Origin of the sequence: Marinobacter oulmenensis (assembly GCF_014201735.1) — a bacterium.
GTDB lineage: Bacteria > Pseudomonadota > Gammaproteobacteria > Pseudomonadales > Oleiphilaceae > Marinobacter > Marinobacter oulmenensis.
Genome location: NZ_JACHFE010000003.1, coordinates 69,907 through 84,761, shown reverse-complemented (window position 1 = coordinate 84,761; position 14,855 = coordinate 69,907). Strand labels below are relative to the sequence as shown.

Annotated in this window: 16 protein-coding genes; 4 read left to right on the top strand and 12 right to left on the bottom strand. The window is 61.1% G+C overall.

The features are described 5' to 3' along the window. Window positions 1–80: 80 nt before the first annotated feature. Both HNR38_RS06645 and glnK read right to left on the bottom strand, forming a co-directional pair. A complete protein-coding gene (locus HNR38_RS06645; RefSeq protein WP_183701074.1) occupies window positions 81–1,349 on the bottom strand; it encodes an ammonium transporter in 1,269 nt (422 codons plus the stop codon). A gap of 70 nt (window positions 1,350–1,419) precedes the next feature. Further along, entirely contained in the window at window positions 1,420–1,758 is a 339-nt protein-coding gene (gene glnK / locus HNR38_RS06640; protein WP_183701071.1) for a P-II family nitrogen regulator, read from the bottom strand. A 384-nt stretch (window positions 1,759–2,142) separates the two neighbouring features. On the opposite strand from glnK, the gene HNR38_RS06635 reads away from it, so the two are divergent. From HNR38_RS06635 to trmB, 3 genes are all read left to right on the top strand, one after another. Beyond that, complete coding sequence (locus tag HNR38_RS06635; RefSeq protein ID WP_183701069.1) at window positions 2,143–2,394, top strand: accessory factor UbiK family protein; 252 nt, start codon at window positions 2,143–2,145, stop codon at window positions 2,392–2,394. 60 nt (window positions 2,395–2,454) lie between these two features. Then, entirely contained in the window at window positions 2,455–3,987 is a 1,533-nt protein-coding gene (locus HNR38_RS06630; protein ID WP_183701067.1) for a YifB family Mg chelatase-like AAA ATPase, read from the top strand. A gap of 74 nt (window positions 3,988–4,061) precedes the next feature. Next, window positions 4,062–4,775 carry a tRNA (guanosine(46)-N7)-methyltransferase TrmB gene (trmB, locus tag HNR38_RS06625; protein WP_183701065.1) on the top strand — a complete coding sequence of 238 codons (714 nt, stop codon included), beginning with the start codon at window positions 4,062–4,064 and terminating at the stop codon, window positions 4,773–4,775. A 24-nt stretch (window positions 4,776–4,799) separates the two neighbouring features. Here the strand turns inward: trmB and HNR38_RS06620 are convergent, their stop codons facing one another. The 10 genes from HNR38_RS06620 to HNR38_RS06575 form a co-directional block, all read right to left on the bottom strand. Beyond that, a complete protein-coding gene (locus HNR38_RS06620; RefSeq protein WP_183701063.1) occupies window positions 4,800–5,351 on the bottom strand; it encodes a hypothetical protein in 552 nt (183 codons plus the stop codon). Beyond that, window positions 5,351–6,511, bottom strand: a complete 1,161-nt coding sequence (gene hemW, locus HNR38_RS06615) for a radical SAM family heme chaperone HemW (RefSeq protein WP_183701061.1) — start codon at window positions 6,509–6,511, stop codon at window positions 5,351–5,353. The genes HNR38_RS06620 and hemW overlap by 1 nt, the downstream gene beginning before the upstream one ends. Continuing rightward, window positions 6,504–7,103, bottom strand: coding sequence for an RdgB/HAM1 family non-canonical purine NTP pyrophosphatase (gene rdgB, locus HNR38_RS06610; protein WP_183701058.1), 600 nt, complete (start codon window positions 7,101–7,103; stop codon window positions 6,504–6,506). The genes hemW and rdgB overlap by 8 nt, the downstream gene beginning before the upstream one ends. Window positions 7,104–7,107: 4 nt before the next feature. Continuing rightward, window positions 7,108–7,560, bottom strand: a complete 453-nt coding sequence (locus tag HNR38_RS06605) for a DUF4426 domain-containing protein (protein ID WP_183701056.1) — start codon at window positions 7,558–7,560, stop codon at window positions 7,108–7,110. Continuing rightward, on the bottom strand, window positions 7,557–8,159 hold the full coding sequence (gene metW, locus HNR38_RS06600; RefSeq protein WP_183701054.1) for a methionine biosynthesis protein MetW: 603 nt from the start codon (window positions 8,157–8,159) through the stop codon (window positions 7,557–7,559). The genes HNR38_RS06605 and metW overlap by 4 nt, the downstream gene beginning before the upstream one ends. After that, window positions 8,156–9,304: a homoserine O-succinyltransferase MetX gene (gene metX / locus HNR38_RS06595; RefSeq protein ID WP_183701052.1), complete on the bottom strand. Its 1,149-nt coding sequence runs from the start codon at window positions 9,302–9,304 to the stop codon at window positions 8,156–8,158. Before metX ends, metW begins: the two co-directional genes overlap by 4 nt. 129 nt (window positions 9,305–9,433) lie before the next feature. After that, window positions 9,434–11,398, bottom strand: a complete 1,965-nt coding sequence (locus tag HNR38_RS06590) for a dynamin family protein (RefSeq protein WP_183701050.1) — start codon at window positions 11,396–11,398, stop codon at window positions 9,434–9,436. 27 nt (window positions 11,399–11,425) lie between these two features. After that, a complete protein-coding gene (locus tag HNR38_RS06585) occupies window positions 11,426–12,010 on the bottom strand; it encodes a YggT family protein (RefSeq protein ID WP_183701048.1) in 585 nt (194 codons plus the stop codon). A gap of 22 nt (window positions 12,011–12,032) precedes the next feature. Further along, the gene (proC, locus tag HNR38_RS06580; protein WP_183701046.1) at window positions 12,033–12,866 is read right to left on the bottom strand and encodes a pyrroline-5-carboxylate reductase; all 834 of its coding nucleotides are present in this window, start codon (window positions 12,864–12,866) and stop codon (window positions 12,033–12,035) included. Between the two features lie 64 nt (window positions 12,867–12,930). Beyond that, window positions 12,931–13,638 (bottom strand): YggS family pyridoxal phosphate-dependent enzyme, encoded by a 708-nt coding sequence (locus HNR38_RS06575; RefSeq protein ID WP_183701044.1) that lies wholly within the window; start codon window positions 13,636–13,638, stop codon window positions 12,931–12,933. 52 nt (window positions 13,639–13,690) lie between these two features. Here HNR38_RS06575 and HNR38_RS06570 point away from each other — a divergent pair, with 52 nt between their 5' ends. Beyond that, entirely contained in the window at window positions 13,691–14,725 is a 1,035-nt protein-coding gene (locus HNR38_RS06570; protein ID WP_183701042.1) for a type IV pilus twitching motility protein PilT, read from the top strand. The last annotated feature ends 130 nt before the right edge of the window (window positions 14,726–14,855 follow it).

The following is a 14,855-nucleotide window of genomic DNA, read 5'->3' as shown; positions in this document are numbered from 1 at the left end:
GCCCCGGCCTGACAGAAAGGTGATAAAAAAGGGGTGCCGTTGCCGGCACCCCTTTTTTGTTTCCCGGTTTTTGTTGGGGCTTATTTGCCGCCAACAAACTCCGGATAGGCTTCCATACCACACTCGGACAGGTCGACGCCTTCGTACTCGTCTTCCTCGGATACCCGAATGCCCATGACGGCCTTGAGGATCGCCCAGACAACCAGGCTGGCAACGAATACCCAGATGAAGATGGTCAGGGCACCGATGATCTGGCCACTGAAGGTTGCGCCGTCGTTGGTGAACGGTACCAGCAGCAGACCCAGCAGACCGCAGACGCCGTGAGCAGAGATGGCACCGACCGGATCATCGATACGCAGCTTGTCCAGGGTAACGATGCTCAGAACAACCAGGATACCGCCCAGGGCGCCCCAGATGGTGGCTGTCAGCGCGCTCGGTGTGGACGGCTCAGCAGTAATGACCACCAGACCGGCAATGGCGCCGTTCAGCAGCATGGTCAGGTCGGCCTTGCCAAACATGGCGCGGGCAGTGATCAGGGCAGCGATGGCACCGCCGGCTGCAGCTGTGTTGGTGTTCAGGAACACCATGGCAACAGAGTTGGCGCTGGCAACGTCGCCCAGTTTCAGGACGGAGCCACCGTTGAAGCCGAACCAGCCCATCCACAGGATGAAGGTACCCAGAGCCGCGAGCGGCATGTTGGCACCCGGGAAGGCGCGGATTTCACCGTTCGGGCCATATTTGCCTTTACGGGCACCCAGCAGCAGGACACCTGCCAGGGCGGCAGCAGCGCCGGCCATGTGTACGATGCCGGAACCGGCGAAGTCACTGAAGCCAAGGTCGCCCAGGTTGTACATGCCGAACACGTCAGCACCACCCCAGGTCCAGGCGCCTTCGAGCGGGTAGATGAAACCGGTCATGACAACCGCAAAGACCAGGAATGCCCAGAGCTTCATGCGCTCGGCCACGGCACCGGAGACGATGGACATGGCGGTCGCAACGAAGACAACCTGGAAGAAGAAGTCGGAAGCTGCAGAGTAGATGGAACCACCCTCGAAGCCGCCTTCACGGCTGGCGAAATCGCCCAGAACGCCGCCAACATCAACGTCAGCAATGCCGGACAGGAAGAAACCACCGCCGTACATGATGGCGTAACCGCACACCAGGTACATGATGCAGGCAATGGCAAAGAGCGCTACGTTTTTAGTCAGGATTTCGGTGGTGTTCTTGGCTCGCACCAGGCCGGATTCGAGCATGGCAAAACCTGCTGCCATCCACATGACCAATGCGCCGCACACCAGGAAATAGAAGGTGTCTATCGCGTACTGCAGGTGAAAAAGATTGCTTTCCATGGGAAGCCCTCCGCACAAGGCTTTTGAATTATAGAATTTTTGCGTTGGCCGGTTTCAGTTCAGCCTGTGATCAGACCGCTTCCTCGCCGGTCTCGCCGGTCCGGATGCGAATGGCCTGGGCCAGTTCTGTCACGAAGATCTTGCCGTCACCGATCTTGCCGGTGTTGGCTGCTTTGGTGATGGCCTCGATGACCTGGTCCAGGAGGTTGTCGCCGATGGCAACTTCAACCTTGACCTTGGGCAGGAAATCCACCACGTATTCCGCGCCACGGTAGAGTTCTGTATGACCTTTCTGCCGACCGAAGCCTTTGACTTCAGTGACGGTCACGCCTTGTACGCCAATCTCGGAAAGTGCCTCGCGGACATCATCCAATTTGAAAGGCTTGATGATTGCTGTCACAAGTTTCATTGCTTTCTCCTTATTAAGCCGTCCCAATTTGGGGGCCCGGCGGCCCGTTGTTGGGGTCGGGATGCTGCCACCTCGCACATCAATTGTGCGGATTGCGTACGAGGGCTATAGCATCGTATATGCCAACGCAAAAAAAGACTTCAAAAACAATTTGTTAGTATTTTTCTGTCCCATCTTGGCGCACTCATTCGCACCAGTTTGGGGCATTGCCGCGGATGCTGGCTCAAAACAGAGCAGCGCTGTTTTTCCGTCGCGCCATTATAGGCTGGACAGCGACAGTATGGCAGGGACAACACTGTGATACACTGATTTCTCAGGTGTTATCGTTTGGCCAATGGTCTGATAACAGTGAAACCGGATCCCGTCGATCAATAGAGGTGCTCAATGAAGGGGCCACAGGACATTTTTGCCCAGCTACAGGGCCAGTTTGGCCAGTTCGTTCCGGATATGGCCCGAGCGGCCCGGGACGACTTTGAGGCGCAGGCCCGTGCTGCCGCCATGACCATGCTGTCTCGCCTGGAACTGGTGACCCGGGAGGAATTCGACGCCCAGCAGGCCGTGCTGGAGAAAACCCGGGAAAAAGTGGATGCCCTCGAAAAGCGCGTAGCCGAACTGGAAGCCCAGCGCGAGTCGTAATGCATCCTGCCCTGCCACAGGACGTGGCGGGCCCAGCGACTGTTGCCACGGAAGGTTGTCATGTTTGCCACTGTTCATTCCCGCGCCGTTCTTGGCGTGTCTGCTCCCCCGGTCACCGTCGAGGTGCACCTGTCAGGCGGTTTGCCCGCCCTGTCCATCGTTGGTCTGCCGGAAACCGGTGTGCGCGAAAGCAAGGATCGGGTGCGCAGTGCCCTGCTCAATGCCGGTTTTGAATTTCCTGCCCGACGCATCACCATCAATCTGGCGCCCGCCGACCTGCCGAAGGAGGGTGGCCGCTTTGATCTGCCCATCGCGCTCGGCATTCTGGCAGCGTCCGGCCAGATCCCGGCGCAAGCTCTGGAAAACACGGAGTTTCTCGGGGAGCTGTCCCTGGACGGCGGGTTGCGACCGATCAAGGGAGCGTTGCCTGCCATACTGGCGGCCCGTGAGGCAGGCCGTGCTCTGATGGTGCCCCAGGACAATGCGGCCGAGGCTGCTCTGATCAGTGACGGGGATGTTCTGGCGGCCAGCCATATTCTGGCGGTTTGTGAGCACCTTCACGGTCGCGCCCGCCTGGTGCCTTTGGCGCGTTCTGAGCCGGGAGCGGCCCAGGGCGACCCGGGCGCCATGCCGGATCTGGCGGACGTGCGGGGGCAGCAGGTGCCCCGCCGGGCGCTGGAGGTGGCGGCGGCTGGAGCTCATAACCTTCTGTTTTTCGGCACTCCGGGCACCGGCAAAAGCATGCTGGCCAGCCGGTTGCCGGGTATCCTGCCGGCCCTGGATGACGCCGCCGCGATGGAAGTGGCCAGTGTCCACTCGGTTGCAGGCCAGTCTCTTCAGTCCGGGGGCTGGCGCCAGCCACCTTTCCGTTCCCCTCATCATACTGCCTCGGCCGTGGCCCTGGTGGGTGGTGGCAGCAGCCCCAGACCCGGCGAGATTTCCCTGGCTCATCGTGGCGTGCTGTTTCTGGATGAATTGCCGGAGTTTGAGCGACGGGTTCTGGAGGTGCTGCGGGAGCCAATGGAAAGCGGTGAAATCGTCATTAGCCGGGCCGCCCGGCAGGTGACTTTCCCGGCCCGGTTCCAGGTGGTGGCAGCCATGAATCCCTGCCCCTGTGGTTACAGTGGCCACCCCAGTATTGAGTGTCAGTGTACGCCCACCCAGGTGATGCGCTATCGGGCCCGGATATCGGGGCCGCTACTGGACCGGTTTGATCTGCATGTGGAGGTACCCGTGCAGACCGGGGACGTACTGCTCGGCCCGGGGGAGCCCGGGGAAACAACGGCCCGGGTCCGGGAACGGGTGTTGGCGGCCAGAGCCAGGCAGAACCGGCGCGGTGTGCTGAATGCGTTTCTCGCCGGCCGCAGACTCGAGGACGCCTGCCGTCTGGACGCCGGGAGTGAGCAGTTGCTCACCAGCGCCATGGAGCGTCTGGGGCTGTCCGCCCGGGCCCTGCACCGGATTCTGAGGGTGGCTCGCACCCTGGCAGACCTGGATGGCTCGGATCATCTCCGGCGGCAGCACCTGGTGGAAGCGCTGGGGTACCGGCAGCTTGATCGTCAGCAGGGGCAGGGCGCCAACGTTTCCGCCTGACTCTTTCCGGGACTCTGGTAGACTATCGGTAAATTCCAGCAGATCAGATCCGCTGTCGCGGTTAAGGGTAAAGTATGACTGACGAGAAAGAGACCGGTGACAATCCGGTGACCACTCGCCGAGGGGTACGGAGTTTTGTCCTGCGTCAGGGCCGGATGACCGAGGGCCAGAAGAAAGCCTATGACCGGAACTGGCAGAAGTACGGACTGTCCCGCGAGAACGGCATGATCGACCCGCGCCAGGTGTTTGGCCGTGACAACATGCTCAATCTGGAAATCGGTTTCGGCATGGGCCAGTCGCTGGTGGAAATGGCAGAGGCGGCGCCGGAGCAGGATTTTATCGGTGTCGAGGTTCATCTGCCCGGCGTCGGGGCGCTGCTCAAGGAGGTGGATGAGCGCGGCCTGGACAATGTCCGGGTTTACAACATCGATGCCAATGATGTCATCGACCTCTGCCTGCCGGACGCCTGTCTGGACCGGGTCATGATCTTTTTCCCGGACCCCTGGCCGAAGAAGAAGCACCACAAGCGCCGGCTGATTCAGGCCGAGTTTATCCAGCGCATCCGCCATAAACTGCGGGTGGGCGGCGTATTGCACCTGGCTACCGACTGGGAAAACTACGCCGAGCACATGATGGAAGTGATGAGTGAGTCGGAAGGCTTTGCCAATGTGCAGGAGAGCGGTGGTTATTCACCGCGCCCGGACGACCGGCCGATCACCAAGTTCGAGAAGCGGGGCGAAAATCTGGGCCACGGCGTCTGGGACCTGCTGTTCTACCGCACCAACTGATGCCGGCGCCTGGCATCGCCCGGCTCAGGCCGACGGGCTGAGCGGGTGACGCCGGGAGGCCCGGACGACGACCAGACCGGCAGCCCCGAGCATCAGGCCCGTGTACTTGGTCAGCGCCAGCAGAGAGGCGGTCAGGCTCATGGAGTCGGTGGCCGGCCCCAGGTTATTCAGCAGCGCGATATTCTCAGCAGCATCACTCAGGCCCGCGACCACAAACAGCACCCTGACGCCACGGGCGATCATCCGCTCCCGGACCCCGGGGCGGTCACGGGTGCACAGGCGCGTGAGCTGTAGCAGTGTAGCCAGGTAGGCAACGATAAAAAGGAAGTCCAGCCACAGCGCCATGCGGGCCAGGGTCAGCTCGCTGTCATTCCAGCCCCGCAGAATGGCGTGAGCCTGTTCAGCAGTGGCTGCCAGCTGGAAGCTGATCATGCCCTGAGGGGCTGCGGAAGAGTGCAGCGGCTGGTTCAATGCCAGAAGGATCAGCAGCAGCCCGGCGGACACCACCACGGATACCTTCATGGGCACTCCCATCGGGCGTTTGGGCAACAGGGTATGGTGGTGTTCTGTATCCATCAGAGAAAATGCTCCAGCACACTGTTCAGATAGCGCTGCCCCTGATCGGTCGCCTGAATGCGATGGTTGGTGAGCAGCCCCTGATTCCGCAGTTCTTCCAGTTTTACCGCAACTGATGACAGGGGTAAACCTGTACGGGCCCGGTACAGGCTCTCATCGACACCCTCGTGCAGGCGCAGCGCGTTCATCATGAACTCCAGCGGTCGTTCGTCAGGTGCGATGTCTTCGGTACCGGAGGTGCGTGAACCGATCCGGTTAAGGTAAGCGGCCGGCTGGCGGGTTTTCCAGTAGCGGAGAATGCGTCCGTCCTGCAGGCTGATTTTGCCGTGTCCGCCCGCGCCCAGCGCCAGGTAATCGCCAAACGTCCAGTAATTCAGGTTGTGCCGGCTCTCGTGGCCGGGCAGGCTCCAGGCTGACACCTCGTAATCCCGGAAGCCCGCGCGACGCAGTTCCTCCGCGCCCCGGCTGAAAATCTCCCACAATCCGTCGTCCTCGGGCAGTGCCGGTGGCCTCGAGTAGAACTCGGTGTTGGGCTCTATGGTCAACTGGTACCAGGACAGATGCGGCGGTTGGTGGGACAGGGCTGTGCGCAGGTCGCTTAGGGCCTGTTCCGGAGTCTGGCCGGGCAGGCCGTGCATCAGGTCAATATTGAAGTTGTCGAAGCCCGCGGCCTTTGCGGCTTCGATGGCCCGGCTGGCCGCCTCGGGATCATGGATGCGTCCGAGAGTCCGCAGATGGGCCGCGTTAAAGCTCTGTACGCCGATGGATAAGCGGTTGATACCGGCCTCCCGGAACTGCTCGAAACGGCCGGCTTCGAGTGTGCCCGGGTTGGCTTCCAGGGTGACTTCCGCTGTTGACGAAAACGCCAGTCGCTCCCTGAGTTGTGTGAACAGGCTCCGGTAGAAGTCACCACTGAGCAGCGACGGCGTGCCACCGCCAATGAAAACACTCTCGATCGGGCGGCCGTCTGCCAGCGCCAGGTCCTGATCGAGATCGTCCAGCAGCGCCTGCAGGTAGGCCTGTTCGGGAATCTCTCCGTCGGCTGCGTGGGAGTTGAAGTCGCAGTAAGGGCATTTGCGCACGCACCAGGGCACATGTACGTACAGGCTCAGCGGCGGTGACACCGCCGCCGGCCCGGCAGCGGCGTTCGGGTCAGCCATGGTGCCGGAGCTGCTCCAGAAGCCCGGCGAGCGCCCGGCCTCGATGGCTGGCCCGGCTTTTCTGTTCCCGGGTCAGTTGGGCGGCACTGCAGTCGGATTCCGGCACGTAGAACACCGGGTCGTAGCCAAAACCGCCGTCGCCCATGGGAACGGTCAGTATCCGGCCGGGCCATTGGCCATGGCAGATGATGGGCGTGGGGTCATCCGCGTGTCGCAGATACACCAGCACGCAGTGAAACTGAGCGCCCCGTTGTTCCTCGGGAAGGCCTTCAAGGGCCTCAAGCAGGGCCTGGACATTGTCTGCGTCGGTGGCATCGGGCCCGGCATAGCGTGCTGAACGCACGCCCGGCTGGCCGTCCAGGGCATCCACCGCCAGACCGCTGTCATCGGCAAGCGCGGGCAAGCCGGTATGGCGGGCGGCGTTGCGGGCCTTGAGCAGGGCATTTTCGACAAATGTGACCGCCGGCTCCTCGGCTTCCGGGACGCCCAGTTCGCCCTGGGCAACGGGGGCCAGGCCCAGAGGTTGCAGCAGGTCATGAAGTTCGGCAATCTTGCCCTGATTGTTGCTGGCGATAACGAGTTTCTGGCTCATGGCATCAGTCGCTGAACAGGGTGTGTGCAAAACGGATCGGGAGCTCTTTGTCAGCGCCGCTTGGGCGGGCTGTGATATTGAAGGTCATCAGCTCACCGGACTGGTAAGGGTACTGTGCAATGAAGTACACCGCGTCGCCTTCCTGGATCCGACGGAAGGCCATGAATTTCACTTGCTGGATATCATTGGAAACCTGGCCTTCCACCTGACCGCTGACCGGTTGGGGCTGGCCATTTTCGTCTTCCGTCATGATCGAGATGTTGACGATGCCGATGCCCTGGCTGCGCTGAAGGTTGTTGGCCTCGGCAACTTCCGGTGCCAGGAAAGTGCTTGGCAATACGCTCCAGTGAACCTGGTAGTCCCCGAAATCCTTGCGGTCCGCCTGGGCCGGCCCTGCGATCAACAGCAGTGCGGTTGTCAGCGTCAGTAGCAGGGTTCTGGCTTGTGTGATCATCATGATTCCTCCCGTGTAATGCGGTAAATGGCAATTTCGCCCAGCAGGTTTGGCCAGAGCCGAGCCAGCCAGCTGTTCTGGTGTTGGCCGTCCACCACCCGCCGGCTCTTGATCCGGATGCCTTTCTGTTTGCACAGCGCCTCAAAGTCCTTGAAGGTACACAGGCGGATGTTGGGGGTGTTGTACCACTTATACGGCAAGGCGTTGGATTCTGGCATCCGGCCGCTCAGGGTCAGCCCCCAGCGCAGTCGCCAGTGGGCAAAGTTGGGGAAGGTGACAATGCCTTCCCGGCCAACCCGCAGCATTTCCTCAATTACCCGGTCCGGCCGTCGGACCGCCTGCAGGGCCTGGGTCATCAGCACGACATCGAACATGCCGTCGTCAAAGTTATCGAGTCCCTGAGAGTCCAGGTTCTGTTCGATAACGCTGACCCCCCGACCCATGCAGGTGGTGATGTGTTCCGGGTTGATTTCCAGGCCGAAGCCACTGGCACCGCGTTCCCTTTGCAGGAAATCGAGCAGGGTGCCATCGCCGCAGCCCAGGTCCAGGACATGCTGGCCGCGCTGGACCCATTGCTGGATGATCTCAAGGTCCGGTCTCATGCGCCTGTCTCCCTTGCTACCCGGCCCATGTAGGCGGTGAAGATGTCGGTGTAACGCGGTGTCGGGATCAGGAAGGCGTCATGCCCCCAGGGCGCGTCCACTTCTGCGTAGCTGACTTTCTTGCGCGCGGAGATCATGGCGTTGACCATTTCCTCGGATCGGGCTGGCGAAAACCGCCAGTCTGTGCTGAACGACAGGACCAGGTACTCGCAGGTTGCCGGCGTCAGTGCCCGCGCCAGGTCCCCTTCGGTATGCCAGGCCGGGTCGAAGTAGTCCAGGGCCCGGGTCATCAGCAGGTAGGTGTTGGCATCAAAGGTTTCCGAGAAGCGTTCGCCCTGATAGCGCAGATAGCTCTCCACCTGGAATTCGGCGTCGTAGCCGAATTTGAAGGCCTCCTCACGCAGTTCCCGGCCGAATTTTTCGCCCATGGAGGCGTCGGAGAGGTAGGTGATGTGTCCGACCATCCGGGCCAGCATCAGCCCCCGGCGCGGTACGGTGTCGAAATCGTAGTAGCGGCCATCATGGAACTCGGTATCCGAGGTGATGGCCTGGCGGGCGACTTCATTGAACGCAATGTTCTGTGCGCTCAATTTGGGGGTGGAGGCAATAATGACCGCGTGGCGTAGCCGGTCCGGGTAACTCAGGCTCCACTGCATGGCCTGCATTCCGCCCAGGGAGCCGCCCACCACCGCAGCCCACTGCTGGATGCCAAGCCGGTCAGCCAGTCGGGCCTGGCTGTGGACCCAGTCGGTGACGGTAATCACCGGGAAATCCGGGCCGTAGGGTTTGCCTGTGGCCGGGTTGATCGACGAGGGGCCGGTACTACCATGGCAGCCGCCCAGGTTGTTCAGGCTGACCACGAAAAAGCGGTTGGTGTCGATGGGCTTGCCCGGGCCAATGCAGCTGTCCCACCAGCCGGGTTTGCGGTCATCCGCACAATGGTAACCTGCGGCATGGTGATGGCCGCTGAGCGCATGGCAGATCAGTACAGCGTTGCTGGCATCCTCATTCAGGGTGCCATAGGTTTCCACCACCAGCTCGTATTCCTCAAGCGTCTGGCCGCAAGCCAGTTCGAGTGGTGTGTTAAAGGCAATGGTCTGGGGGCTGACAATGCCCACAGAATCCGAGGGCACGGAATCTGGCATGGGTGTGATGAATTCCTGTCCGGTCCACAAGTGGCTGGCGCAAGCCATGGAGAGGGCGCTTTTGGGCGCCGGTCTGGCAGTTTAAATCCGGGACCAGGCGGCTGCAACCGGCCGACCGTACATGCGGGCCTATACGGCGCCGGACAGATTGACCACTTTCTGTTGAATCATGGAGGGTGCCGGCTTGCGGATCTGGCGACTCATGACGGTGATTATGGCAAGCTGTCGTTTGAGATCCGTGATGGTCTGATCCAGCCGCTCACGCTCAGCCCGGTTGTCGCGGTCGCTGCGGGCCACGTCCCGGAGGCGGCGGATCTGGTGTTCAAGCAGTTGCTTGTGCTCCAGTGTATTCTGCATGATAGGCAGCAGGGCCTGATGGGGCCAGCGTTCCACGTCGGCCCGAATGCGTGCGTGCAATGTGCGCGCCTCGCCAACCATCACGTTGAAGAAACGCCGGACCAGAACGGACTGTTCGGTCAGCAGGTTCTTCGGGCTGACGCGGAAACGCCGGGCTTTCCTGCGAAGTTCCCGGATGGCGATGACATGGCGACCGGCCCGCAGGGGCACAGGTTCCAGGTGGTGGACTCCATTCTCGCCGTTGTAGCGATTGTAGATGGCGGAAACCATTTTTTCGGCCAGGTGGCCTTCGCCCAGCAGGTTGGTCATATCGTTTTCCAGCCACTCGAAAAACTGCTCCATGGCGCGGTTCATGCCGGCAGTGGTCCAGCTTTTCGACATCGAGCGGCGGATTCGGGCGGCGTAGTCCTCAAAGCGTGCTTCGCTGACCATGTTGGTGAGCATCTCGCCCTGGGAATCCATCAGCCGCCGGGAAGAGCGCAGCGTGATCAGCTTGCGGTTGTAGAAGTCATAATCCTTCTGTGCCCGCTCGGCCAGGCGCGCCATTGCCGCTTTGTCAGTGGTGCTCCCGGAGCAGGCGTCGTACTCTTCTTCCAGGTTGCTCAGGCGGGACTCCAGGGTTGCCTGACTGTTCTGGAGCATGCCCAGCAGATCATTGATCAGATGCTGGGTGATCAGTTGTTCCTTGTAGGTCAGGATCCGTTTGATGATGACCTGCTCGAGCTGGTCGATGTTTGAACGCTCAAACAGCGACGGGTCACCGCGGACCTTGGACAGCAGACCCTGCTTGGCGGACAGCGGGATTACGTCCCGCCCGCGGATGCCCAGGTGATCAGCGGTATAGGCGCGCACGCGCTCGATGGCTTCCCGGGTGTGTTCTTCACCCTGCAGATCGTCCCACAGCACATCCACTTTGTTCAGCACTGCAAAGCGGCCGGCTCTGTGGTCGGCCTGGTCAATGTCGATGTGGTCTTTCCAGATGGCCATATCGCTGGCGGTGACGCCGGCGTCCGCGCTGAGTACGAAGATGATGGCGTGGGCGCGGGGCAGCATGCTGAAGGTGAGTTCGGGTTCCGAACCCAGGGCATTGAGGCCCGGGGTATCAAGGATTCTCAGGCCCTGCTCGAACAGCGGGTGCCGGATACTGATGCGGGCATGTCGCCACGCAGGGACCAGCACTTTGCCTGGGTTGCTACGGTCATGCTCCAGCATGGCCTCATCAAAGCCCAGATCCCGGGCGTACTCCGGGCTAACGCTCAGGGTGCGCGCCACTTCAGACAGAACATCCCGCATGGTATCCGGATGGTGGTCATCCAGGGGGTAGGTCTGCCACTGGTTTGCCTGGGTGCCCAGTTGCTGGAGTGACAGGTCGCCGGTGCGGGTTTCAATGGGGAGCAGGGCCAGATAGTTTTCGCCGCTTTCACGGTCAAAGAACAGGTCGGTCGGGCACATGGTGGTGCGGCCGGCCTCCGAGGGCAGCATGCGCTGTCCATAGTCGGAGAAGAACAGCGCATTGATCAGCTCGGTTTTGCCCCGGGAGTATTCACCGACGAAGGCGATGGTCAGTTCATCCCGGGCCAGCAGCTCCAGGCCGTTGCGGATGCGGGCGCCGATGTCGTCAGAGAACAGATCGTTGTTCTGCAGCCATAGCCGGTACCGGCCAATCTGCCGGGTCAGATCCTGTTTCCAGCGATCATACGCCTCCACCTGCTGTGACAGTGTTCCCTGCTGCTTCATCGGAGCGTCCTTTTGCCCGGTTTCCGGCTACATTCCCAACCCGATCGATCCGAGGCCGGCAGCCACTTTCATGTGGTCGATGACTACGGATATCACGTTCAGGATCAGGAAAACAATGATCGGTGACAAATCCAGGCCGCCCATGGACGGCATGATGTTGCGCACCGGGCGCATGACCGGCTCGGTAATCTGGGCTACCAACTGGATCGCCGGGTGGCCGCTCTGGGGGGCAATCCAACTGACAATGACCACCGCAATCACGGACCAGAAGTAGATCTTCACGATCAGGCTGAGCACGTTCAGCACCGCCCAGACCAGCAGAGTGATCGGGTTAATGGCCGGAATACCACCATTGAGTGCGATCAGGATCAGGAAAAAGGTAATGGCCTGGATGATGATGGCCAGCACCAGCGAGGCACCGTCAATACCGCCAAGGCCCGGAATGATGCGCCGGAGCGGCCGCAACGGAGGGTTGGTGGCCTTGACCACAAACTGCGAAATCGGGTTGTAGAAATCCGCCCGGGCCAGCTGAAGCAGAAAGCGCAACAGCACGATGGTCATGTAGAAAGTGGACGCGATCAGCAGGATCGTAATCACTATGTCTGCCAGCATGAAGCCGTGTCTCCGTTATCGGTTACTGTTTGTCCGCAAGCTCTTTGGCCATTTCCCCGGAACGGGTAAAGGCAGCACCATAAGCCTTTTTCACCAGCTCTCTCAGGCCGCCTTCCTCGAAGGTGTTGATGGCCTGTTCCGTGGTGCCGCCGGGTGACATGACATTACGCTTGAGCTGGCCCGGGTCGTGTTCACTGCGCCCGGCCATCTCTGCAGCGCCGGCCATGGTCTGGATGGCCAGCTCCCGGGCGGTTTCCGGGGCGATGCCTGCCTCTGTGGCGGCCGATTCCAGGGCTTCCAGCATCAGGAAGAAATAGGCAGGGCCGCTGCCGGAAAGGGCGGTCACCGCGTGCAGCAGGTTTTCGTCGTCAACCCAAAGTGCCGAACCGATGCTCTCGAAGACCGACTGGATCATGGTCTTCTGTTCTTCGCTCACCCGGTCATTGGCAAACAGCCCCGCAGCGCCTTTGCCAACCAGTGAGGGGGTATTGGGCATAACCCGAACCATCGGCAGCCCGCCACCGAGCCACTGATCAATGGTGTCGGCGGTCAGGCCGGCGGCGATTGAGACCATCAGGGGGCGGGTGTTCTGGACCACCGGAGCAATGTCCCGGCAGACGTCCGCCATCACCTGGGGTTTGACGGCGAGCACGATCATGTCGGCCTGCTGGGCGCAGTGGCGGTTGTCGGTGGTCACACTGACGCCAAAGCGTTTGCGTATCGACTGCAGGTGGTTGTCATCCGGGGCGCTGACCCAGATATCGCCGCCCTGGTAGCCATTTTCCAGCATGCCGCCGATGATGGCGCTGGCCATGTTGCCGGCGCCGATGAACGAGATGGTGGGAGATTTGCTCAAGATTCACTCCAGGGCTTGTTCAATGAATTCGTCAGGTCCTGCATCATAGCAGGAAGCGCTTGTCTCATTCCTGTTTCCGTGGCCGGGGGCCAAAAAGCGCCGAGCCAACCCGCACCCAGGTGGCTCCCTCGGCAATCGCCAGTTCCAGATCACCGGACATCCCCATTGAGAGGGTGTCCAGGGGGCCGGCGTCCGGGTGTGCCAGGCGCAGGTCCTCAAGGGCTGACGCCAGCCGGTGGAAGCTCTGGCGCAATGGGCCTTCCGGTCGTGCCGGATCGGGAATGGCCATCAGGCCCCGCAGGCTCAGATTATCGAGTTTGCCAATCGCCTCTGCCAGCGTGGGGAGTTCCGCCACGGAACAGCCGGATTTGCTCGGCTCCCCGTCAATATTCACCTGCAGGCAGATGTTCAGGGCCGGCAGGTGCTCCGGGCGTTGGTCGCTCAGGCGGCGGGCAATTTTCAACCGGTCCACGCTGTGAACCCAGGCAAAGGATTCGGCGATGGCTCGGGTCTTGTTGGACTGGATGGGGCCGATAAAGTGCCACTCCAGGCCTTCCAGATCGGCCAGTGCTTCGATCTTGTCGAGTGCTTCCTGAAGGTAGTTCTCGCCAAAGGCCGTCTGCCCGGCGTCGGCCGCAGCGCGCAGATCTTCCGGTGGGCGGGTCTTGCTGACTGCCAACAGGCGCACACTGTCGGGCGCTCGCCCGGCAAGCTCTGTTGCTTTTTGTATGCGTCGGGTTACGCTCCCGATGTTGTCTGCTATGCTGCTCATACGGTGAGTTTGCCGCTTCTGGACCAAAAGAAAAAGCCCTCCGAGGAATCCTATGGATATTACTGAACTGCTTGCCTTTTCGGTGAAACAGGGTGCGTCTGATTTGCACCTGTCCGCCGGCTTGCCCCCGATGATTCGTGTTGATGGTGATGTGCGTCGCATCAACCTGCCGCCCATGGAGCACAAGGAAGTCCACGGGCTGATGTACGACATCATGAACGACAAGCAGCGCAAGGATTTCGAGGAGTTCCTGGAAACCGACTTTTCCTTTGAGGTGCCGGGCGTCGCCCGCTTCCGTGTTAACGCCTTCAACCAGAACCGCGGCGCCGGCGCCGTGTTCCGGACCATCCCCTCGAAAGTCCTGACCATGGATGATCTGGGCATGGGCCAGGTTTTCAAGGACATCTCCTCGGTGCCCCGGGGCCTGGTGCTGGTTACCGGCCCGACCGGTTCGGGTAAGTCCACTACGCTGGCGGCGATGATGGACTACATCAACGACACCCGTTACGAGCATATCCTCACCATTGAGGACCCCATCGAATTCGTGCACGACTCCAAGAAATGCCTGGTCAACCAGCGTGAGGTGCACCGGGACACCCTGGGCTTCAACGAAGCGCTGCGTTCGGCACTGCGGGAAGACCCTGACATCATCCTGGTCGGCGAGCTGCGGGATCTGGAAACCATCCGCCTGGCGCTGACCGCGGCGGAAACCGGCCACCTTGTGTTCGGCACCCTGCACACCACCTCGGCGGCCAAGACCATTGACCGGGTAGTGGATGTCTTCCCGGCCGAAGAGAAGTCCATGGTCCGTTCCATGCTGTCGGAATCCCTGCAGGCGGTTATCTCCCAGTCCCTGATGAAGAAAATGGGCGGCGGCCGGATTGCCGCCCACGAAATCATGCTCGGAACCCCGGCCATCCGGAACCTGATCCGGGAAGACAAGATTGCCCAGATGTACTCGTCCATCCAGACCGGCGGCTCACTGGGTATGCAGACGCTGGACCAATGCCTGGAGCGGCTGCTGCAGAAAGGCCTGATTTCCCGTGACGCGGCGCGGGCGAAGGCGAAGATGCCGGATAATTTCTAAAATGGGTTAGGCTGCTGACTTGGAGCCAACCGCGCCTGTAAGCCTTGGCGTTTGCCGGCTCCATAATGGTGAGCAAAGGCGGCTTCATTCATCTTTGCATCCGGCTTGGAAAACAATGTAGGTAAACCAA

Excerpts from the sequence above, each read along its gene's own strand:
- HNR38_RS06630 (WP_183701067.1), top strand. The coding sequence starts at position 2,455 with ATGTTTGCCACTGTTCATTCCCGCGCCGTTCTTGGCGTGTCTGCTCCC.
- rdgB (WP_183701058.1), bottom strand. The coding sequence starts at position 7,103 with ATGAGCCAGAAACTCGTTATCGCCAGCAACAATCAGGGCAAGATTGCC.
- HNR38_RS06585 (WP_183701048.1), bottom strand. The coding sequence starts at position 12,010 with ATGCTGGCAGACATAGTGATTACGATCCTGCTGATCGCGTCCACTTTC.
- HNR38_RS06635 (WP_183701069.1), top strand. The coding sequence starts at position 2,143 with ATGAAGGGGCCACAGGACATTTTTGCCCAGCTACAGGGCCAGTTTGGC.
- HNR38_RS06590 (WP_183701050.1), bottom strand. The coding sequence starts at position 11,398 with ATGAAGCAGCAGGGAACACTGTCACAGCAGGTGGAGGCGTATGATCGC.
- HNR38_RS06605 (WP_183701056.1), bottom strand. The coding sequence starts at position 7,560 with ATGATGATCACACAAGCCAGAACCCTGCTACTGACGCTGACAACCGCA.
- hemW (WP_183701061.1), bottom strand. The coding sequence starts at position 6,511 with ATGGCTGACCCGAACGCCGCTGCCGGGCCGGCGGCGGTGTCACCGCCG.
- trmB (WP_183701065.1), top strand. The coding sequence starts at position 4,062 with ATGACTGACGAGAAAGAGACCGGTGACAATCCGGTGACCACTCGCCGA.
- HNR38_RS06620 (WP_183701063.1), bottom strand. The coding sequence starts at position 5,351 with ATGGATACAGAACACCACCATACCCTGTTGCCCAAACGCCCGATGGGA.
- metX (WP_183701052.1), bottom strand. The coding sequence starts at position 9,304 with ATGCCAGATTCCGTGCCCTCGGATTCTGTGGGCATTGTCAGCCCCCAG.
- HNR38_RS06575 (WP_183701044.1), bottom strand. The coding sequence starts at position 13,638 with ATGAGCAGCATAGCAGACAACATCGGGAGCGTAACCCGACGCATACAA.
- glnK (WP_183701071.1), bottom strand. The coding sequence starts at position 1,758 with ATGAAACTTGTGACAGCAATCATCAAGCCTTTCAAATTGGATGATGTC.
- metW (WP_183701054.1), bottom strand. The coding sequence starts at position 8,159 with ATGAGACCGGACCTTGAGATCATCCAGCAATGGGTCCAGCGCGGCCAG.
- HNR38_RS06645 (WP_183701074.1), bottom strand. The coding sequence starts at position 1,349 with ATGGAAAGCAATCTTTTTCACCTGCAGTACGCGATAGACACCTTCTAT.
- HNR38_RS06570 (WP_183701042.1), top strand. The coding sequence starts at position 13,691 with ATGGATATTACTGAACTGCTTGCCTTTTCGGTGAAACAGGGTGCGTCT.